We start from the raw sequence: 20,977 nt of genomic DNA, 5'->3' as shown, positions 1-20,977 counted from the left end.
TCAGACCTGCCGCCGCGCCGTCAGGATATAGTTCACCGACAGATCGCGGTCCGACAGGTGCCACCCGAAACCGATCGGGTTGAAGACCATGCCGCGCCGATCCACGACGTTGCAGCCTGCCGTCTCGGCCATCGCGGCCAGTTCGTCCGGCTTGATGAAGCGTGCCCAGTCATGCGTGCCCCTGGGCAGCCAGCGCATGATCCATTCGGCCCCGATGATCGCCGCGCCGAAGCTTTTCGCGGTGCGGTTCAGCGTGGACATGATGACCAGTCCGCCGGGACGCAGCAGATCGCGGCAGGTGGCGATGAAGGCCGCCGGATCGGCGACATGTTCCACGATCTCAAGCGCCAGAAGCACATCGAACCGCTCGCCCGCATCTGCCAGCGCCTCGGCGGTCGTTGCGCGATAGTCGATCGCCAGATCCTGCTGATCGGCGTGAAGCCCGGCGACTGCGATATTGCCCTGGGCGGCGTCCGCCCCCACGACATCGGCGCCCAGACGCGCCATGGGTTCCGCGACAAGGCCGCCGCCGCAGCCGATATCCAGGATACGCAGCCCGTCGAATGGCCGGGCGCCCTTGCGATCGCGGCCAAACTCGGCCGCGATCTGGGTGGCAATGTAATCCAGGCGCACCGGGTTCATCAGGTGCAACGGCCTGAACTTGCCCTTCGGATCCCACCAGTCTGCGGCCATCGCCTCGAACTTGGCGATTTCGTCGGGGTCGATGCTGGTCATGCTTCGGTCCTTCTGGCAGGCGCTGTCGGTTCTGTCTATACTGGCCGGATGGACCGAATGGCAGGGCAAATCTCCGCGACACATGGCCGCCTGCACCCGGCGGACGATCCCTTCGACCGCCGCATCCTGAATGTGGGCGACGGACATCGCCTGTATGTCGAGCAATGCGGCAATCCGGAGGGACGGCCGGTGCTTGTGCTGCATGGCGGGCCTGGTGGCGGATGCAGCCCGTTCATGCGCAGGTTCTTCGATCCGGCCCATTTCCGGATCGTGCTGTTCGACCAGCGCGGCTGTGGCCGGTCGCGCCCCACCGCATCGGTCGAGGCGAACACGACGCAGCATCTGGTCGCCGATATCGAACGCATCCGCGCCGATCTGGACATCCCGGCCTGGCTGCTGTTCGGCGGCAGCTGGGGCGCAACGCTGGCGCTGGCTTATGCCGAGGCGCATCCCGACCATGTCACCGGGCTGGTGCTGCGGGGGGTCTTTCTTGGTCGGCAACGCGAACTGGACTGGTTCTATGGCGGCGGCGCGGCGCGGTTCTTTCCCGATCTGTGGGCGCGGTTTCAGGACCCCATCCCCGAGGCGGAACGCCACGACATGATCGGCGCATATCATCGCCGCCTGTTCTCCGACGATGCGGGACGGCAGGGTCGCTATGCGCTGCCGTGGCTGATGTGGGAAAACGCGCTGGCGGGCCTGCAATCGGCACCGGTCAGCCACGCGCCCGCCGAATATGCCCGCGCCTTCGCCCGGCTAGAGAATCATTATTTCAGCAACCAGTGCTTTCTGGAGGAAGGTCAGCTTCTGCGTGACCGCCACCGGATCGAACATTTGCCTGCGGTGATCGTTCAGGGCCGGTATGACATGGTGTGTCCGCCCGGAACCGCGCATGAGTTGGCCGAGGGCTGGCCGGGCTGCGAATTGCGGATCATCCCCGCGTCGGGTCACGCCCTGTCCGAACCGCGCATCTCGTCGGAACTGGTCCGGGTCATGGACACGATCCGCGACGACGATCTGCGCGACGGTTCGGCCAACGCCGGATCAGCGTGACAGCGAGGCCAGCGGCAGGCTGAATTTGCGCACAAGCCCCGAGGCCGCACCGCCGCCGGTGATCTGCCCTTCAAGAGGCCCTGCCACCAGAAGATCGATCAGCTGCGATCCGAAACCCGGCGCGGACGGATCGGTCGATATTTCGGCATCGCCACCCGCCATGTCCGGATCGGTCGACGTTTCCGACCAGTCCAGTTGCAGCGCATTACCCCCCAGCCGCCATCCGATCGCCAGCCGCCCGCCGCCGTCGCGCAGCGCACCGTATTTCGCGGCATTCGTGATCATCTCGTGAAAGACCAGCGCCAGTGTCGCGGCGGCGCGTGGCCCCAGATCGATCTGCGGTCCTTGAACATCCAGTGACAGGCCCGGCCGCTGATAGGGCGCGGTCAGGGTTTCGATCAGCCGGTCCAGCGGCACACTGTCGGCCGACACCATGTCAGACGCCACGCTCGGCGCGATCAGCCCGTGCGCCGCCGATAACGCCTGAAGGCGCTGTTCGATCTCGGCCGCCAGCGCATCCGCGTCATCTTCGTGCGCGCGCCGGCTGATGCGGACGATGGCCGATACCACGGTGAAAAGATTTTTCACGCGATGGTTCATCTCGGACAGCAGCAACTGCCGCGCGGCCGCGGCATGTCGCAGCGCAAGTTCGCTTTCGACCATCGCGGCAAGGCTGTGCATCGAATCGATCTGATCCTCGGACCAATCCCGGGACGAGGTGTCGATGGCGCACAGCGAACCGATAGCCTGGCCGTCGGGCGCATGGATCGGCACGCCCAGATAGGCGCTGACCTTCAGGTCGCGCACAGCACCGTTGTCGCGCAGCAGCGGGCTTTGCACCGCATCCGACACGACCAGAGGCGCATCGCGGCTGACGACATACTGGCACAGCGAATGGCTGAGCGGGGTCTGGCGGGTTTCGGCCACATCGTCGGGCAGGCCCGCCTGCGCCTTGAAGAACTGCCGCGTCTCATCGACCAGAGAGAAAAGCCCAACAGGCGCTCCGGTCAGGCGTGACGCCAGCCGGATCACCCGGTCGAACGTCTCCTCGGGCAGGCTGTCCATCAGGTCGGACGCCTTCAGCGACGCCAGCCGCGCCGGGTCCGAAAGCCTGCCGTGATGATCGTCCGGCGCGGTGTCGAGGGGGGTGTCAGGCAGGCTCAATTCCGGCGTCCTTGTTGCAAGCGCATCAGGCTAGATCAGTTTCGCGGGGCAACGCAAGCCGGGCGGCGCCGCACCCGCACCGAATGCGAATGTCCGCTGCGTCGGGGCGATGTCGGCAGGCTGTCAGTTGCCGCCGCCCTCGGCGGGCAGGTCGGGGGCCTGACCCTGCTGCAGTGCGGCGGGCGGGGTTTCCGCCGCAGCGTCGTCAGCCTCGATCAGACGGTTGTCCTGCCATTCGCCCGAGGCGACCTGCCCCGTCGCATAGCGCATCACGCCCTGGCCCTGCCGCTTGCCCGCAACGAAGTTCCCTTCATAGCGGTCGCCATTGGCATAGGTGGCGACCCCGTCTCCGTCGATCTCGCCATCCTTCCAGCCGCCCTCGTACACGAAGCCGTCGGGGGTGGTCAGCTTGCCCTGCCCCGCCCTGAGACCGTTCGCGAAGCTGCCGGTATAGACGGTGCCATCCGGATAGGTCGCCTGGCCGTCGCCATGCCGCTGGCCATCTTTCCATGCCCCGGTATAGACGTAACCGTCGGGATAGGACATCCGGCCCTGACCGTCATTGCGGGCGTTCCGGAAACTGCCTTCATAGACCATGCCATTGGCATAGGTGGCCTTGCCCTCGCCCTCGATCACGCCTGCGTTCCACTGGCCCTCATAGGTCGATCCGTCGGGATAGGTGATCTTGCCCGTGCCGTCGGGCCGGTCGTCCTTCATCTGACCGACATAGACCGAACCGTCGGGATAGGTGATCCGGCCGCTGCCCTCCATCCGGCCCTCGACCCAGTCGCCGGTATAGACATAACCATCGGTGCCGGTGAAGGTGCCGGTGCCATGGCGACGGTCGGCACTGAACTGGCCGTCATAGACATCGCCGTTGGCATAGGTCGCGATGCCCTGCCCCTCGCGCTTGCCCGCCACCATCCGGCCCTCGTAGCGGTCGCCCGACGCCTGAACCAGAACGCCGGTGCCCGACATCTGGCCCGCCGACCAGATGCCGTCATAGGTCATGCCGTCGGCCATGGTCAGCTTGCCGCGCCCGGCACGCTGGCCGGCCAGCATGCCGCCTTCATAGATCGACCCGTCGGGATAGGTAATCCGGCCCTGGCCTTCCTTGACCCCGGCATTCCAGTCGCCTTCGTATTTGTAGCCGTTCGGCTGGGTCAACACGCCCTTACCCTGGTGCAGGCCCTTGATGAACTGCCCCTTGTAGACGCTGCCATTGGCATACTGCGCCTCGCCCTCGCCGGTGATCTCGCCGCCGATCCAGTCGCCTTCATAGGTGCCGCCATCGCCATAGGTGATCTTGCCCTTGCCGTCGGGCTTGCCGCCGGCGAACTGGCCGACATAGACCGATCCGTTCGGGAAGGTCGCGGTGCCCTGCCCCATGATCTGACCATCGACCCAGTCGCCCTCGTAGCGATAGCCATTGGGCAGGGTATAGCTGCCCTGACCGTGCTGGCGGCCATTGCGGAACGTGCCTTCATAGACGCCGCCATCGTCGTATTTCTTGGTGATGACCTGCGCATCGGCCACAGTCGTGGTCGCGAATATGGCCAGCGCCGCCAAACCTGCCCGAAATGCTGCCTTCATCAACCCGCACCCTTCGTCTTTTGCCTCATGGTCTATCGCAACCGGACGTCACGCGCAAAGCCCGACTTTTCCTTTCAGGAATGATCCCCTATCACGGATGCGAAAACACAGGGGGCCCTGCCATGACCGACCGTTTCCGCCTGACCATCGGGCAGCTGAACGCCACCGTCGGCGACCTGTCTGGCAATGCCCGCAAGGCACGCGAGGCGTGGCAGACCGCGCGTCAGGCCGGCGCCGACATGCTGGCGCTGCCGGAAATGTTCATCACCGGCTATCAGACGCAGGATCTGGTGCTGAAGCCGGCCTTCACCCAGCAGGCGATGGCCGCCGTCATGGCGGTGGGCGAGGCCTGTGTGGACGGCCCCGCAATCGGTATCGGCGGTCCTTGGCGCGATGGGGACAAGCTGTATAACGCCTATTTCGTCTTCAGGAACGGCAAGCTGGTGGCCCGCGTCCTGAAGCATCACCTGCCCTACAAGCAGTTGTTCGACGAATTGCGCCTGTTCGACAGCGGCCCGATCAGCGGACCCTATGTCGTCGGCGATGCCCGGATCGGCAGCCCGATCTGCGAGGACAGCTGGTATCCCGATGTGGCCGAGACACTGGCCGAAACCGGGGCCGAGATCCTGGTGGTGCCGAATGGCAGCCCCTATCACCGCGAAAAACTGGATCTGCGCATGGGTCACATGGTGGGGCGCGTGGTCGAGACCGGCCTGCCGCTGGTCTATGTGAACATGGTGGGCGGGCAGGACGATCAGCTTTACGACGGCGCCAGCTTCGTGCTGAACCCCGGCGGCAGGAAGGTGGTCCAGCTTCCGCCCTTCGAGGAAGCGATCGCGCATGTCGATTTCATCCGCAGCGCCGAGGGCTGGCAGGCGCAGCCCGGCCTGATGGCCACCCAGCCCGATGCCTGGGAACAGGATTACCACGCGATGATGCTGGGCTTGCGGGAATACCTGCGCAAGTCGGGCTTCAGCAAGGTCGTTCTGGGTCTGTCGGGCGGCATCGATTCCGCGCTGGTCGCAACCATCGCCGCCGACGCGATCGGGCCGGACAACGTGCGCTGCGTCATGCTGCCGTCGAAATACACTTCTCAGGGCAGTCTGGACGACGCCGCCGATTGCGCCACGCGACTTGGCACACGTCTGGACACCGTCCATATCGAAGGTGCGCGCGACGCCGTGGCCGATGCGCTGGCGCATCTGATGGAGGGCACCCAACCCGACACGACCGAAGAGAACATCCAGTCGCGCCTGCGCGGCGTGATGCTGATGGCGCTGTCGAACAAGTTCAACGAAATGCTGCTGACCACCGGCAACAAATCCGAGGTCGCGGTGGGCTATGCCACGATCTATGGCGACATGGCGGGCGGCTATAACCCGATCAAGGATCTGTACAAGACACGGGTGTTCGAAACCAGCCGCTGGCGAAACGCCAATCACCGCGACTGGATGATGGGTCCCAAGGGCGAGGTGATCCCGCCGCAGATCATCCGCAAGCCCCCCTCGGCCGAGCTGCGTCCCGACCAGAAGGACGAGGATTCGCTGCCCCCCTACGAGGTCCTGGATGCGATCCTGGAAGGGCTGGTCGAAAAGGACCTGGCGCTGAAGGATCTGGTTGCCCAGGGCTTCGACGCCGGAACCGTGAAACAGGTCGAAAAGCTGCTGTATATCAGCGAATGGAAACGCTATCAGGCCGCCCCCGGACCGCGCATTTCCACCAGGGCGTTCTGGCTGGATCGCCGCTATCCGCTGGTCAATCGCTGGCGGGACGAATTGTAGCTTCCGCGGCGCGGCCAGGGATCGGGTCGCGCCGCGGGCCCGATCAGACGAACTGCAGGTCGTCGAAATCCTTGACGCCGTGAATGACGATCAGATCCGCATCGTCGCCCACGGTCAGTTGCAGCGTTCTGCCATGAATCGCGACCGATGTGATCTCGGCGTCTCCGATATCGATCCTGTCCAGGTCGTCATGGTCGCGGATTTTCAGCACGCTGGTCCGCCCATCAGAGATTTCGTCCACAAAGACGAACTGATCAGCACCCTTTCCGCCGAACAGGACGTCGCCATCGCCCTGTCCATGGATCAGGTCGTCGCCCGCGCCGCCGCGGATCGTATCGGCACCCAGTCCGCCACGCAGGCTGTTGTCACCGCCATCACCGCGGATCACGTCGTCGCCTTGGCCGCCGACCACGTTCTCGATCGATTTGAGCGTGCCAAGTCCGATCTGTTTGCCCAGCATGATCCCTGACCTGAGGTTGACGGAACTGTCCGCCGTCAGGTCCGACAGATCCAGCGTATCCTGTCCCGCATCGCCGTCCAGCGCATGGAACGAAAATTTGCTGCCCGCCGCGAAGCGGATCACGTCATCACCATCGCCAGCCTGCACAAGCAGATTGGTGCGCGCGACGGTGATGATGTCGGCACCGTCGGTGCCTTTCAGCAGGAACTGGCCCGGCTTGCCCACGATCTGTTCGCTGGTGCCGTCGATCCGGACAGATATGACCTGCGACGCACTGCCATCCAGCGACGTCACGGTCAGGCTGTCCTGAAGAACATCGCCATCGCCCAGCATCTGAACCGCATCGGCGTCGTTATCCAGATCATAGCTCCACGCTCCGCTTGTGGGGTCGAAGGTGAACCGGCCATAGTCGCCGGACAGGGCTGGCGGCGTTTGAAACCCGGCCTGCCCCTGATCCTCGTCCGCGATCGTCAGCAGGCCGCCCGTGGTCGTCTGGCCGTCCTCGGTCACCCGCCCGGCTGCGTCTCCGCCAATCGAGGCCGGGTCATCGACATCATTGATCGTCACGCTGATCGACTGGCGGGCCGTGCCTGCCCCATCGCTGGCCTGAACGATCACGTCATAGATGTTGTCCTGATCGGAATCGGTCGGCGCTTCGTAATTCGGGGCCGTGTTGAAACGAAGCTCTCCGGTCTTGGCGTCGATGGAAAACGCCGCCGCGTCGGCGCCACCGGCAATCGCATAGCTTGGCAAGGCGCCCTCGGGGTCGAAGGCCGTGATGGTCGTCACCGCCTGTGTATTCTCGGCCATCTGCAGGGACAGGCTGGCAGCGCCGTCACCCGATGTGATGATCGGCGCGTCGTCATCGCTGCCGGTGATCACCACATCTACCTCTTGCGTGGCGACGCCGCCATGATCGTCGGTGATGGTGACCAGGAAACGCTCGATCCGCGTTTCGCCCGGCGCAAGGAAATCGACGGCGCGGCTGTCCACCGTATAGGTCCAGTTGACCGCGCCGCCCGTGCCATCGCCCGTCGTGTCGGCGTGCAAGGTGACGTCCAGCCCCCCAAGCGCATCGGTCGTCAGCGCGCTGGCCGTGACCGAATGCGTCGCTTCTAAATCGTTATCCGCAAAGCCGAACGCCCCTGCCGTGGCCAGCACCCCCGCGTCGCCCCGCAACTCGGTCACCTGCCCCGGTGCGGTCCAATGCGCGTCCAGCGAAAAGCCAAGGGTCGCCGCCGCGACATCCTGCAGGGCGGCGGCTTCGGATGCCGTGATGCCCAGATCCGCCGCCGCACGTTCCTGCGCCCCAAGCGCGCGCGGATCGACGCCGGTGATCGTGCCGAACAGGGTCAGGCTGCTGAGATAGGATCCGTATTTGCTGGCATGCAGATTATCGTCCCACCACAGATCAACCTTGCCGTCGCTGCCCGCATCCGGCGCATAGGGGTCGCGCGTCGCAACGCCCTGCTGAACCGCCAACAGGAAAGCCTCGCCCACCGGCGCCACGTCCCTGAAGATCGGATTGGCCTCGGCCAGACCGCGATAGGCGTCGCGCAGATCGTCTGTCATGTCCTCGAGCGACAGGTAATATTCCGGGGCCGAGACCTCGAAAGTGGTCACCTCGCCGGTTTCCTCGTCCGTCGATCGCTCAAGCGCACCAAGGACCAGATCGGGTCGCGCCCAGGTTTCATAAAGATAGACCTGCGTGGCGAGGTTCGCGTTGGCGTTCGCGGCAATCTCGCCATCCGCCGCGCCCGTCGTCGCGTATTCGGCCAGCTTGACCGCGTAGGTGTTGAACGACGCCAGGTTCGGGTTCTCGGCCCCCGCGGTTTCGAAACTGTCGGCGCCGGTCACGGTGAAATCCCCGGACGGCAGCGTCGCAGTTCCGCTGACCTCGAAACCGACCGTCAGGGCATCTGACGCCGCGCCACTGCGGTGAAATTCGTAGACCAGATTACCGTCGCCATCCTCATAGACCGTCGCCGAGGCAAGGTTCATGGTGATATTGGGCAGGGATGGATCCGTCTCGGGGTCAAGATCGTCGTTCAGGATCGTCGCGGTGACCGGACCAAGCGTGCCGACGTTATAGCCGTCGCTGTCGGCCAGGCTGAGGCGGATCGATTCATCTGCCTCGATCTGGGTATCCGGGCGGGGGTTAAGCGTAAAGGTGACCGAACTTGCGCCGGCCGGGATGATGACCGATCCGCCGCCCGCGTTGAAGCTGAGATTGCCCTGCGTCTGCACCCCATCGCTGCTGAAGCTGGTCCTGAACTGACTGACGAAACTCTCGAAATCGCCGGTCGAGGTGTTGACCGAGGGGGCGGTGCTGCCGTCGCGTTCGGCCAGAAAGTCGATGACCAGCGGCTGATCCAGCGGCCCGTTGCGCGTGAAGGTGTAGGCAAGGTTTGCCTCGCCGTCCTCGGTCACCGCCGAGGGCGATGCGATCAGCGTGACCGTCGGCAGATCCGGGTCCATGACCGGCAGCGACACATCGTCGTCAAGGATCGTTCCGATGACCTCGCCGGTCGTGCCCACGCGATAACCGTCGCCATCATTCAACTGCAGGATCAGGGTTTCATCGGCTTCCAGCTTGGCATCCGAAGTCGGGGCGACCACCAGCCGCACCGTCGTCTCGCCCGGCGCGAAGGTGATCGTGCCGCTGCCCGAGGGCAACGCGCGTGAACTGTTGTCCTGCAGCACCAGCGTATCCCAGGATTGGCTGGCGACATTGCCCAGCATGTCCCACCCGGCCGGATTGCTGTTCAGATAATGCCCCTGCAAAGAAGCCGCGTTGCGCGTGGACAGCGACACGTCATAGTCAAGCCCGACCTGATCGGTGAACACCTCGAAGATGCCCGGAACGCCGCCCCAGGGATGCGGCTCGAAGACATTGCCGCCGGTCGCATCCTCGAACGAGGTTCCCGGCACGGGGGCGGTCATGTCGGTGACATTCGCGGTGTTGTAGCTCATGACGGGATCGACCCGCCCGAAGGTAAAGCTGTTTCCAACAAACAGGATGGACGTGGACGTGTCGATCTGGATGGAGTTATCGGGCATGGCTTCCTCCCATGGTCAGTCACGCTGGTGCCGCGGGCGGCTGATCCAGCTTGCTGCGTTGATGAACGGGGTCGTCGGGCGTCGTTCGGATTGCGGGGCACCCTGATCGTGGGGCGCCCCGCGCCGGATCACCTGGTCAGCAGGGCGCTGAAATCGTCGTTCAGGCTGGCCAGCGATTTCTGGATATGGTCACGTTTCTCGGTGATCCACTGATCCTGCGATGCAATGCGGTCGCGCGCCTGGGTCAACATCCGTTCGACCTCGGCGGGTTGCGGGCCGCCCGAGGTCGCGCGGTTCCGCACGATGGCCACCGGATCAAGGGCGGCGCGGAACTGATCTTCGGACATCGGCAATTCCTGCGGAAAATCCGTGCCCTCGACGGTTTCGGCATAGATCCGCTGCGCCTCGGCATAGGGAAAATCCAAGGGTCCGATCCCTTGCGCGCGGGCATACCCGACGATCTCGGAGGCGACGTGATGGCCTTCGCGGAACGGCAGGCCATGATCGCGCATCAGGATATCGGCAACCTCTTGCGATGCGGTCCAGTCGCTGTTCAGCTCCTCCAGCGCCCGTTCGGGGTTGACCCGCAGCGCCTTCAGGACGCGGTCCAGCCGCGACAGGGCGCCGATACCCGCGTCGATGATGGCGGCGTTCTCGTCGGTGTCTTTCGGATCGCTCATCCCCGGCGTGATGTTGTGGGTCTGCCAGACCGGACCAAGCGCCAGCGCGATTGCCTGCGACGCATCGCTGCGCGCCGAATTCAGGATCCCCGGATTGCGTTTCTGGGGCATGGCGGACGAGACATAGGTGTTGTCGCCCCCTTCCTCCAGCAGGATCCACGGCCGGCTTTGGGCATATTGGGTCATCACGTCCTCGACGAAATTGCCCGTATGCAGTGCGATCGAAGTGACGATCTGGCCGACTTCGGCCGGCTGATCCATCGAGGAAATCTGAGACGCGTCATAGGCGTTGTCGACCACCCCGGCAAAGCCCAGATAATCTGCCATCCGCTGCCTGTTCAGCGGCCAGCTTGTGCCGTTCAGGACCGTGGTGCCCATGGCCGAACGGTCGATCCTTTCAAAGGCCTCGCGGATACGCTGTGCATCGCGATCCAGACCGGCGGCATGACCCAGCAGATAGTGGGCGTAGCTGTTGGGTTGGGCCGCGACACCGTTGGTATAGTTCGGCACGATGGTATCGACATGCTGGGCGGCCAGATCGACCAGTGTCGTGGCAGTGGTGTTCAGTTGCTGGGCAAGAGTCAGCATCCCGTCCCGCAGCATCGCGGCGCGGTAGGTGGCGTGCATGTCCTGGCTGGAACGACCGGCATGGATCAGCGTCACCTCGACCCCGCCCTGTTCGATCAGCAACGGCTCGAAGGTGATGACGGTGCCCGGACGTTCGGCATCAGGTGCGTTGCCGTTCGCGATGACCGTTTCCAGCGCCTTGCCGATCTCGGGCGCCAGTTCAGTGTCCAGCAAGCCTTCTTCGCTGTTGATCACGATGCTGGCCTTGTTGATCTCGCCCAGCCAGAAGAATTCGTCGCGTTCGGCCGCCTGCTGGGTTTGCGCGGTCACGATGCCGGGCAGGCAGGCGAATGCACCGGCCAGCAGAACACCTGTCATGCCTTCGCGGAAAGCTGATGCCGTCTCACTATGGCGTTTCATCGTTTCTCCTCCCTCAACGATTGATCCGCGGTTGTCAGACCGTCGGCAAAGAAGCGGCTGCGGGCCGTCCGACCCGCAGCCGCATTTCAGTCCGTCATGTCGCGTTGACCCGCTGACCTCGCAGGGCGCGCTGCAGAACGAACAGACCTGCGGCCACCGCCAGTCCGATCGCGTCCGTCAGCCAGCCCCCGTCGACCATCGCCAGGGCGGCAGCCAGCAGGACCGCGCGCAGAAGGATGTTCAGCCGACCGAAATAATAGCCGATCACCGATGCAGACAGCAGGAACATCCCCAGCATCGCGGATACGAAGACATGCAGGATGTCGATCCATTCGCCCTGCATCAGCAGTTCATGCGACGAAAAGAACATGAACGGCACGATGAAGGCGGCAAGCCCAAGGCGGAACGCCTCGAATGAGGTCTTCATCGGGTCCGACCCCGCAAGCCCCGCCCCCGCATAGGCGGCCAGGGCGACCGGCGGTGTGATCGCCGACATGACGGCGTAGTAGAAGACGAAGAAATGCGCGACCAGAACCGGGATGCCCAGAGACACCAGCCCCGGCGCGACGACCGCCGCGGCCACGGCATACGCGGCCGTGGTCGGCATGCCCATTCCCAGCAGGATCGAGATGCACATCGCAAAGAACAGCGCCAGAAGCTGGCTTTGATCGGCGATGCTCAGCAGCAGGGTCGAGAAACGCGCGCCTACGCCCGTCAGCGCGATGACACCGACGATCACCCCGGCGGCGGCACAGACCGCAACCATCTGGATCGACATGCGCGCCCCCAGATCCAGCGCATGCAGGATCTGGCGCGGCCCCATCCGGTGCGGGGTCAGCCAGCTGACCACGGCTGCCGACACCATCGCCAGCGTGCCGGCACGAATGACCGAATACCCCGCAAACAGCGTGTAGATCAGGATGATGATCGGCAGGAACAGATAGACCTGACGGACCAGCACGGCGAATTTCGGCAGTTCGGACCGGGGCAACCCCTTCATGTCCAGCTTCAGCGCCTGCAGATCGACCATGAAGTAGACCGAAATGAAATACAGCACCGCCGGGATGATCGCGGCCACGACGATTTCCGTGTAGGGAATGCCCGTGACCTCGGCCATGATGAACGCACCGGCCCCCATGATCGGCGGCAGGATCTGCCCACCCGACGACGCGGTCGCCTCGATGGCGGCGGCCGATCTGGCCGGATAGCCCACCCGCTTCATCAGCGGAATGGTCAGCGACCCGGTCGAAACGACATTGCCCGCCGAGGTGCCGTTGATCATGCCCATCAGGCCGCTGGCAAAGACGGCGACCTTGGCCGGTCCGCCGCGCGCCTGACCGGCGGCGGCGAAGGCGAAGTTCACGAAGTAATCGCCCACCTTCGATGCCTGCAGGAAAGCCGCGAAGACGATGAACAGGATGATATAGGTCGAGGACACCGCGATCGGCGCGCCCAGGATCCCCTGATCGGTGAAGATATAGGTGAAGAAACGCGAGGCGTTATAGCCACGATGGTTCAGGAACCCCGGCAGCCACGGACCCAGGAACGAATAGGCGATGAACACGCTGACGATCACCACCAGCACAAGCCCGGTCAGGCGTCGCGTCAGTTCAAGGATCAGGATCACGCCGGCGATGGCGGCATACATATCACCCGGCTGCGCCATCCCGGTGCCCGCGCGCAGGCGCAGGGCCCCGACAACGAACAGGATATAGCCAAGCACCGCGATCGACGCGATGCCCAGAAGCCAGTCCCCTTCGTAGATCCGGTTGCGATCGCGACCAGAGTAAAGCCAGCCCGCCACCAGCGCGGCAATCGTTCCAACAAGCAGCGGAATGCCGAAACTGTTGAAGACGAAGGCGGGGGGATTGGCCATGCCTGCGAACCAACGTCCAAGCCAGGCATAGGCGATCATCGCAAAGGCATATCCCACCCCCCCCAGCGCCAGTGCCAGCAGCGCCTTTTCAGGCATGCCGCGGTCCGACAGCTTGCCCGCCGCACCGGTCACGTCATCGGATTGCGTCAGCGCCGAATAACCCAGGAAACCGATCACGAGACCGCCGGTGACATGGATCATGCGATAGGCCCATGTCTCCATCGGAAACAGGTTCATGACCAGAATATGGAAAAGCGTATAGGCGATGCACAGCGCGGCGAAGACGAGGCCGTTTCGCCCCCGCAGATCGCGTTGCGTCGGGGTCAGTGGTTCGTCATCCACGCCCTGCGCGATGACGGGTGACTGGGTGGGCTCGGGATGAGACATCTGCCGCTCCGTTGCAAAAGGGGACCGCCGTGCCGCGCCCTGCGGGCGGCATGTGGCTGCGCGGACAATCTGCCGCAAATTACTGGAAGGATTGGTGGGGATGCCCCGTCATGCGGGGCATCCTTGCCGCCTTACGGACGCAGCTCGTCCGGGATCTCGACGCCGGCTTCGTCGAAATAGCGGACCGCGCCCGGATGATAGGGCAGGAAGCTGTTCTGACCGACATTCTCGGGCAGGGTTTCGGCCGCTGCAGCGTGGATCTGAACCATCGCCTCGTTGTTTTCCATCACCAGCTTGGTGATCTCGTATGCCAGGCTCTCGGGCATCTCGACCGAAGCGGTGGCAAAGTTCCACATCGCCACAGTCCCGTGCGCGGGGGTATCAGGATACAGATCCGCCGGAATGTCGAAGGCCGAGACCTCGGGCATCGCCTCAAGGATCTTGTCGCGTTGCTCGTCGGTGAACCCGAAGATGTTCACCGGGTTCTCTGCGGCAATCTGCGAGAAGGCCGAGATCGGCACGCCCGCGGCAAACGAGAAGCCGTCGATCAGACCGTCCTTGACCTGCCCGGTCGAGTCACTGGCGCCTGCATAGCTGATGTTCGGGCTGACACCGATCACCTCGAAGAAGCGCGGCCAGTAGGTGGCAGCGGTGCCGCCGGCCGGACCGACCGAGACGCGCTTGCCGTCCAGCTTGGACACGTCGTCGATGCCCGTGGATTGCAATGCAACGGCCTCGAAGGGGGTCTGGTACATCGGGAACAGCGCGCGCAGCTGCTTGTGTTCCACGCCCGGCGCAAGTTCGCTTTTGCCGGTCCAGGCCTCGTGTGCCGGTCCCATGGTCAGCAGACCGACCTGATGATCGCCGGTTTCCACCAGCGTGGCGTTCTGGACCGGCCCGCCCGTCACCTCGGCCGAGGCGTTCAAGCCCAGGTTCTGACTGATCAGCGCCGCAAGTCCGGTCCCGTAGATGAAATAGGTGCCGCCCTGGCTGGCGGTGCCGATGGTCATGCTGCTTGGCCAGTCCGCGCGATCTTCCTGTGCGACGGCCGGCTGAAAGATCATCAGCGCGGCGGCGGCGGCAAAGGCGAGACGATGGGTTTGCATGAATTTCCTCCCTCTATGCATTCTCTCCGCGGGCCATGCCCGTGGGATGCACAGTTGAAAGCACCTTGCACAGTTTTGTCGCAAACCTTGCTAGCGCCACCGAAGCCCAAAAAACGCCGCCGCACCGCAGCAATGGGTGGAAAAGGTGACATCGCTTCGCAGGCGTGTTCCCTGCGGACCGCATCAGTCGTCGGTTTCGTCGGCGTCCAATCCGAACCGGGTCTTGTCGATCCCGTATTTCTGCATCTTTTCGTAAAGCGATTTTCGCGACAGTCCCAGTGATTCGTATACCGGTTTCAGCTTGCCGCCATGGTTCAGCAACGCCGCCGCGATCACGTTCCGCTCGAACGCGGCGACCTGATCTGCCAGGCGCATCGGTTGTTCGTCTTCCCCGTCCAGGGGTTGCAGCGCGATGCCCATCGCATAGCGGTCGGCGGCATTTCGCAGTTCGCGGACATTGCCCGGCCAGGGCCGCGAGTTGATGTCATTGATGACCCTGGGCGACAACGGCGGCGGCTCGCAACTGTATCGTCCGGCGGCCTCTTGCACCAGCTTGCTGAACAGCAGCGGGATATCTTCCTGCCGGTCGGTCAGGGGCGGAACCGTCAAGGTCACGACATTCAACCGATACAACAGATCGGGCCTGAAATTGCCCGCTGCGACCTCTTCTTCCAGCGGCTTTCGGGATGTGGCCATGAACCGCACGTCCAGCGGCCGTTCATCGTGCGAGCCAAGCCGGGTGATCACGCGCTTTTCCACCGCCCGCAGGAATTTTCCCTGTACCTGGGTCGGTAACGAGCCGATCTCGTCCAGCAGGATCGTTCCGCCCTGCGCATGTTCCAGCTTGCCGTATCTTTCGCGCAGGGCACCGGCAAAGGCGCCGGCCTCGTGCCCGAACAGTTCGGATTCGATCAGGCTTGCCGGCAGCGCCGCGCAGTCGATCGCAACGAATGGCTTGGTCGCCCGCGACGACAGATCATGTAGGGCCCGCGCCACAACTTCCTTGCCGACGCCGGTCTCGCCGACGATCAGCACGTCTGCCTCGGTCGGTCCGATGGTGCGCATCCTGCGCCGAAGATCGATCATCAGGCTGGAACGCCCGATCAGCCGCTGTTCCAGATCGTCATTTTGTCCGGCGGCGGCGCGCAGCACCCGGTTTTCCAGCAGCACGCGCCTGAATTCCATCGCGCGGGCGGCGATTTCGGTCAGATGCGTGGTCTTGAAGGGCTTCTCCAGAAAATCATAGGCGCCGTCGCGCATCGACCGAACGGCAAGCTGCACATCCCCGTGCCCCGTCACAAGGATCACCGGAATTTCGGCATCGATCTCGGCCACGCGGTTCATCAGGCTTAGCCCGTCAAGGCGGGGCATGCGGATGTCGGTGATCACGATGCCCCGGAACCCGAAGCTGAGCAGATGCAGCGCCGACTGCGCATCGGAATGATCCTCGACCTCGAAGCCTGCCAGATCCAGGGCCTGCGCCATGGAAAGCCGGAAATCATCCTCGTCGTCGATCAGCAGCACACGGCCTTTCATGGCGCTTCTTCGTCCTCTGGTCTTGCCGCTTTCAACTCTATCTCGAATATGGCGCCGCCTGACGGCGCATCGCGCAACCGCAGTTCGCCATCGAAATCCCGTATGATGTTATACGAGATGGACAGGCCAAGCCCCAGTCCCTGCCCGACACCCTTGGTGGAAAAGAACGGATCGAAGATCCGTTCCTGCAGATCGGGGGGAATTCCCGGCCCGTTGTCGATGATGCTTACCAGCACGTTGTCACCCTTGCGGGCGGCCGCGATGACAATTCTCGCATCAGGGGTTTCGCGCAGCGCATCCAGCGAATTCGCCAGCAGATTGACCATTACCTGCTGCAGGCGGACGGGTTCTGCCATGACCCATAACTGATCGGGAATACCATCTGAATCGATGCGGATGGCCGACCCTTTCAGCCGCCACGAGATCACATCGACGCTTTCGCCGACCAGGGTTGCCAGATCGACGGGACCAAGTTGCTGCCTGGGCTTGCGAGCGAAATTGCGAAGCGTGCGGCTGATTTCGGTCATGCGATCGGTCAGGCCAAGAATGCGCGTGATGTTCTTGCGCGCCTCATCCCACCGGTCGCGCTCGATATAGCTTTCGGCGTTTTCGGCAAAGTTCCGTATCGCCCCCAGGGGTTGGTTGAACTCATGGCTCAGCGCCGCCGACATCTGTCCCAAGGCTGCCAGCTTGGCCGATTGCACCAATCGGCGTTGGGTGCGGCGAAGCTCGGTCTCGGTCGCGCGGCGTTCGGTGACCTCGTCGCGCAGGCGCGCGTTGACCGATGCCAGTTCCGCGGTCCGTTCTTGCACGCGTTGTTCCAGCAGCGCCTGCGTCGCCCGTTGATACTGGGTCAGTTCGCGCTGCCTTTTCCGGCGCTGCATGACGACCCCCAGCCCAAGCGTGACGAACGCAATCGCCAGAACCGCCAGCAAGACCATCGTCCATGCCTGCGAACGGGCCAGGGCGGTATCGACCAGCACCCGCACGGTCCACCCGGCATCCTGCATCTGTTGCGCGATGACCAGAAAGCCGCGCGACCTGCCGCCGTCATCCACGGTCACCAGTTCGTCACCGTCATAGCTGCCGGTCACGCGCAAGGGCAGAACGCCGATCTGAGCGTCGGCATAGCGCTGCACTTCCCGGGATCGCTGCAACGCCTCGATGCTAAGGGGTGCCAGCGACGAATAGGACCAGTCCTGCCGGGCCGACAGAAAGATGATCCCCTCGGGGTCGGTCACGATGATCTCGTACTCCGCCGCGCGCCAGCTTTCCTCCAGCAGGTCCAGATCGATCTTCTGCGCGATGACGCCTGTGATCGCGCCACCCTGCCGGATCGGCGCGGCAAAATAATAGCCGCGGCGCTGTGACGTGGTCCCCAAGCCATAGAAACGCCCGAATCCGCCCTGCAGGGCATCCGCGAAATAGGGCCGATAGGAAAAGTTCTGCCCCGTGAAAGGAACATCGGAATCGTAATTGCTGGCGGCCACCGTCAGCCCGTCGGTGTTCATCACGTAAAGATCGGACGACCCAAGCAGCGTGTTGACCGATTTCAGGTAGGCATTCGCGGCCTGAACGACATCGCTATCGGCGGGGTCCGAGACGACCCGTTGCACCAGATCCTGTTGCGCCAGCAATTGCGGCAACCGTTCGTATCGGGCCAACTCGCCATTCAGCGTGGCGACAACCAGACGCATCGTGTTTTCGCCGCGCGCCTTGCTGTCCGACAGATAGTATCTCGTCAGTGGCCCGATGCCGAACACGGAAACGGCAAGGCACAGCGCGATGCAGCACGCGAACAGAACCACCCTTTGGTCGGGCACAGCCTCGTCGCGCTTCATCGCGGGCAACGTCATCTCTTGGATCGCCTTGTCATTTCAAACAGTCGGGCACGCCACTGACCACTCTATGAGGTCTTGCAACCAAGATCCAAGGATGTACCGGGATGCCGATCAGCCTGCGGCTCGCCGCTCTTCGTGGCGTTGCAGAATACGCGCGATCGCAGGTATCGCGGGAACGATCATGAAGATCCGCACCAGATGGAATGCGGTGATCAGCGCGACGTCCAGTTCCAGAAACTTGGCGGTCAGCGCCATCTCGGTCACGCCTCCGGGCGCCGCACCAAGAACCAGATCCTCCCACGTCATGCCCAGAAAGATCGACAGGGCATAGCCGGAGATCGTCGTAAGTCCCAGGAACAGCAGTGTCGACAGGCCGATCGACGCAACCGTTCGCCCCGCTGACACGAACAGGGAACGGCGGAAGGTCGACCCGAGCCAGGTGCCCAGCAAAACCTGAGCAAGGGACAGCACGGCCGGCGGAAACGGGGCCGGTGTCGTTCCGAACGCGGTCAGTGCGGCAGAAGCAGCCAGCGCGCCCAGGAAGAACGGGTTCGAGATGCGCAGGAACCGGAAGGCGAGGGCCGCAGCCACGGCGGCGGCGATCAGCAGCAGCGATCCGAAAGCATCGAAATCTTGTGCCGAGGTCAGTCCCCGACGATCCGGCCAGCCGTCGATGGCATAGATCGTGATCGGCACCAGAACCACGATGGACGCGATCCGAAGGGTCTGCGCGAAGATGACCGGTCCGGGGGGCAGGCCCATGCGCTCGGCGATGACGGCGGCCTCGACCGGGCTGGTCGGAATGGTCGACAGCAGCGATGCGACAAGGCCCGTGCCCGAGATCCGGCTAAGGACGACCGCGACAAGGCAAGCGCAAACTGCGGTCAGCAAGGCCATGCCGACAAGCAGCGGCGTCAGGTCCAGAAGTTTGCCAAGAGCCGTAGGCGAAAAGGACAGCCCGACTTGCGCGGCCACGATGATCTGCCCCAAAGGGCGCGTGCGCACCGGAATGATGTAAGTCGTGACACCGGCGATATAGAGCGAGGCGGTCGCAATCAGCGGACCGATCATCCAGGGCAGCGGCGATCCGATCGCGCTCATCAACCAACCGCCAAGTGCGGCAAAGCCGTAGATACCCACGGGATGCACGATCTTCCTAATGTTCATGACCCGATAGCTCCGCCGTCATGTCATCCGCCACGAACCCGTTGAAGAATTCGGTCAGCGCCGCATCGAAGCCGCCCGGATCCTCGATATTGATGGAATATCCGCCCTGCAGGTCCACGATCCCTACCGAGGGCAAAAGCGTCGGGATCTCGTCCCGCACCGCCTGGAACCTGCGCTCTGTCACGCCATTGACAAGTAGCGTGGGCACGCTGGTCTTGCCGATCCGGTCGCGCACCGACAGGTTGGGCAGACCTTCGGTCATTAGCCTGACGAAGCCCGGAATGTCGCAACCGTCCGCGTCGCAGGACAGCATCGCCCGGATCTGCGCGGGAAAGCGTCTTGCGTGGGCAGGGTGGAATGCCTGCCTGCGCAGTCCTGTCAGCCCGTTCCCGACAATATCCGCGACACGGGCGTCATGCGCGGCACGCTGCGCCTCTGTCCAGATACCGCGGAGGGCGGCGTTCGCATTGGTAAAGCCTTGGGCGATGACCCGATCCGGATGGGTCAGCGCATAGCGCAGCGTCAGCCCCGCCCCAAAACTTTGCCCGCAGATGAACCAGCGGTCGATGCCCAGTCCTGCGCGCAGCCGATCCAGCGCGGCGACCATCGCATCGGGGCGATAAAACAATGGATCGTCGGGCGCAGGGCTTTTCCCGTGGGCCGGAAGATCGACCCGGATACAGCGATAGTCACGTGACAGAGCCGTGTTCAGTGCCCAGTGACGCCGGCTTGACAGGACCCCATGGACCAGCAGCAACGACGGCTTGCCCGCAGGATCGGCCTCGAAATGAAGTTCGTGCATTCGTCGTTCCGCCCTCCTGCCTCAGCTTGAGCCTCGGGCACAATTGCAGCAACTGCAATATAGCAGGGCATCGGCTGAGCAAAGGTCAGGTTACAAGATCAGGCGACGGACTATACCCGCCCCAAGAACTGCCCGGAGGAGGGGCGCCATGATACCCGCGCAGAACGGCGGAGCTGTGAGGCTGATCAGCCTTGACAGATCCAGGCGATTGAACGCACCGGACATCCTGATTCAGCAAGGGCTGCCCGCCACGACCTGCGCAGCCTGGCAAGACGGGGAACGCCGTGCGGTAAGGCTGACGGAAGCGGGCCGGGCCCTCAATCCTGCGCACGGCTATTGCAACGGCGCTGACGCTGAACCGGGTGACCCTCGCGGCGAACAGGGCGCGAAATATGGACCTGATCCAGCAGATCCGTTCCGCCGATCGCACCGAATGTGTCCTCGCCTTCAGCAGAAGCGGACCCCGCGCTTCGGGCCGCACGCACTCTCTAACCAAGCCGGAGCATTCATGCCCCCAGTCACGCTGACTATCCACGACGACATCGCCCATGTCGAGATCGACAACCCTCCCGTGAACGCGCTTAATCGGGCCGTGCGCGCGGGGCTCAAGGATGCGGCCGAGAAGATCGAGGCGTGTGACGATGTCAGGCTCGTCATCCTTCATTGCGCCGGGCGGACCTTCGTCTCGGGCGCGTTCAGAGGAGGAAGCTGATAGCTCATTGTCACTTATCCGATGCTCGTGCGCAATT

General features: G+C 63.7%; 14 protein-coding genes. 3 read left to right on the top strand and 11 right to left on the bottom strand.

Annotated elements, in window-relative coordinates; translation table 11 throughout:
- Positions 1-735, bottom strand: a complete 735-nt coding sequence (gene ubiG, locus J7359_RS14325; protein ID WP_247740413.1) for a bifunctional 2-polyprenyl-6-hydroxyphenol methylase/3-demethylubiquinol 3-O-methyltransferase UbiG — start codon at positions 733-735, stop codon at positions 1-3.
- A gap of 48 nt (positions 736-783) precedes the next feature.
- Here ubiG and pip point away from each other — a divergent pair, with 48 nt between their 5' ends.
- Entirely contained in the window at positions 784-1,788 is a 1,005-nt protein-coding gene (gene pip / locus J7359_RS14320) for a prolyl aminopeptidase (protein ID WP_209057595.1), read from the top strand.
- Here pip and J7359_RS14315 read toward each other — a convergent pair.
- Both J7359_RS14315 and J7359_RS14310 read right to left on the bottom strand, forming a co-directional pair.
- Positions 1,780-2,952: a GAF domain-containing protein gene (locus J7359_RS14315; RefSeq protein WP_209057593.1), complete on the bottom strand. Its 1,173-nt coding sequence runs from the start codon at positions 2,950-2,952 to the stop codon at positions 1,780-1,782. The genes pip and J7359_RS14315 overlap by 9 nt on opposite strands.
- Before the next feature lie 123 nt (positions 2,953-3,075).
- Positions 3,076-4,545 carry a 2-isopropylmalate synthase gene (locus J7359_RS14310; RefSeq protein ID WP_209057592.1) on the bottom strand — a complete coding sequence of 490 codons (1,470 nt, stop codon included), beginning with the start codon at positions 4,543-4,545 and terminating at the stop codon, positions 3,076-3,078.
- A 122-nt stretch (positions 4,546-4,667) separates the two neighbouring features.
- Between J7359_RS14310 and J7359_RS14305 the strand changes: the two genes are divergently transcribed.
- The gene (locus J7359_RS14305; RefSeq protein ID WP_209057591.1) at positions 4,668-6,326 is read left to right on the top strand and encodes an NAD+ synthase; all 1,659 of its coding nucleotides are present in this window, start codon (positions 4,668-4,670) and stop codon (positions 6,324-6,326) included.
- Between the two features lie 43 nt (positions 6,327-6,369).
- On the opposite strand, the gene J7359_RS14300 is transcribed toward J7359_RS14305, so the two are convergent.
- The 8 genes from J7359_RS14300 to J7359_RS14265 all read right to left on the bottom strand — a co-directional run bounded on the left by J7359_RS14300 (position 6,370) and on the right by J7359_RS14265 (position 20,228).
- Positions 6,370-9,846 carry a VCBS domain-containing protein gene (locus J7359_RS14300; protein WP_209057590.1) on the bottom strand — a complete coding sequence of 1,159 codons (3,477 nt, stop codon included), beginning with the start codon at positions 9,844-9,846 and terminating at the stop codon, positions 6,370-6,372.
- Between the two features lie 128 nt (positions 9,847-9,974).
- A complete protein-coding gene (locus tag J7359_RS14295; protein WP_209057589.1) occupies positions 9,975-11,513 on the bottom strand; it encodes an argininosuccinate lyase in 1,539 nt (512 codons plus the stop codon).
- 94 nt (positions 11,514-11,607) lie between these two features.
- On the bottom strand, positions 11,608-13,776 hold the full coding sequence (locus tag J7359_RS14290) for a TRAP transporter permease (RefSeq protein WP_209057588.1): 2,169 nt from the start codon (positions 13,774-13,776) through the stop codon (positions 11,608-11,610).
- Positions 13,777-13,907: 131 nt separating this feature from the next.
- The gene (locus J7359_RS14285) at positions 13,908-14,882 is read right to left on the bottom strand and encodes a TAXI family TRAP transporter solute-binding subunit (protein WP_209057587.1); all 975 of its coding nucleotides are present in this window, start codon (positions 14,880-14,882) and stop codon (positions 13,908-13,910) included.
- 183 nt (positions 14,883-15,065) lie between these two features.
- Positions 15,066-16,418, bottom strand: coding sequence for a sigma-54 dependent transcriptional regulator (locus J7359_RS14280; protein WP_209057586.1), 1,353 nt, complete (start codon positions 16,416-16,418; stop codon positions 15,066-15,068).
- Positions 16,415-18,274: an ATP-binding protein gene (locus J7359_RS14275; RefSeq protein WP_209057585.1), complete on the bottom strand. Its 1,860-nt coding sequence runs from the start codon at positions 18,272-18,274 to the stop codon at positions 16,415-16,417. Before J7359_RS14275 ends, J7359_RS14280 begins: the two co-directional genes overlap by 4 nt.
- A gap of 96 nt (positions 18,275-18,370) precedes the next feature.
- Positions 18,371-19,426 (bottom strand): AbrB family transcriptional regulator, encoded by a 1,056-nt coding sequence (locus J7359_RS14270; RefSeq protein WP_209057583.1) that lies wholly within the window; start codon positions 19,424-19,426, stop codon positions 18,371-18,373.
- Positions 19,416-20,228, bottom strand: a complete 813-nt coding sequence (locus tag J7359_RS14265) for an alpha/beta fold hydrolase (RefSeq protein ID WP_209057581.1) — start codon at positions 20,226-20,228, stop codon at positions 19,416-19,418. The genes J7359_RS14270 and J7359_RS14265 overlap by 11 nt, the downstream gene beginning before the upstream one ends.
- Positions 20,229-20,376: 148 nt before the next feature.
- Here J7359_RS14265 and J7359_RS14260 point away from each other — a divergent pair, with 148 nt between their 5' ends.
- Positions 20,377-20,940 carry a hypothetical protein gene (locus J7359_RS14260; protein ID WP_209057580.1) on the top strand — a complete coding sequence of 188 codons (564 nt, stop codon included), beginning with the start codon at positions 20,377-20,379 and terminating at the stop codon, positions 20,938-20,940.
- Positions 20,941-20,977 lie beyond the last annotated feature (37 nt).

The organism is Paracoccus sp. R12_2 (genome assembly GCF_017744015.1).
In the GTDB taxonomy this organism is placed as follows: domain Bacteria; phylum Pseudomonadota; class Alphaproteobacteria; order Rhodobacterales; family Rhodobacteraceae; genus Paracoccus.
This window is presented reverse-complemented; position numbering and strand designations above follow the sequence as displayed.